Origin of the sequence: Bartonella sp. AA2SXKL (assembly GCF_042197205.1) — a bacterium.
Lineage (GTDB): Bacteria > Pseudomonadota > Alphaproteobacteria > Rhizobiales > Rhizobiaceae > Bartonella.
Genome location: NZ_JBHIRN010000207.1, coordinates 1 through 641, shown reverse-complemented (window position 1 = coordinate 641; position 641 = coordinate 1). Strand labels below are relative to the sequence as shown.

At 33.7% G+C, this 641-nt stretch carries 1 pseudogene; it reads right to left on the bottom strand.

Features of this window, described 5'->3' with window-relative positions:
* Nucleotides 1–272: pseudogene (locus tag ACFINS_RS10725) on the bottom strand (efflux RND transporter periplasmic adaptor subunit); the annotation flags it as partial.
* Nucleotides 273–641: the final 369 nt, after the last annotated feature.

Here is a 641-nt window from a genome sequence, read left to right as displayed (position 1 = left end):
CCTGATGACCAAGGAGTTAACTCCACCGAAGCAAAGGCTTGCCCACTCCCAAGAACATTCAACCGTTTATGAAAATCTTGAATTTTTACAAGATCAACAACAACATTTGTTGGCGGCCTTCCCATGGAAACTTTTGAAAGTTTATGCGATGCATTTGTTGTTTTATCCACTAATGGAATGAATTGTTCCGAACTCTGTTTCCTTACCCAATAAGTAACCATCAAAATGACAACGAAAAACATTAGTAGAAAGATTTTTTTTGAAAACTCCATACATTTATCCTTACTGTTTCATGAATATGCAAATTCGTCTGAAACAGTCTTCAACAGTAATATCCGAGTTTTATACAAAAACCGAATTGCAGGTAGCGCACCTTATCTCTCACCGTAAACACATATCTCATCTTTGTTTGAACTATCTTTCGTAGATTAAAACGTCAAGTTAACTATCGTTCATATTGATTTATCCCGTTAACACAATAAAAAATAACCATGCAAAAATACAACTAGAACTGCAAATAACACTTTAGCCTTTTTAAAAAGGTATCATCTACAAAGAGATAAAATTTTTATTTTCACCAAGTTTCACTTGCAATTCCTCAATGAAACGATTAGGAACCCTTTGTCCTTACATTAAGATAA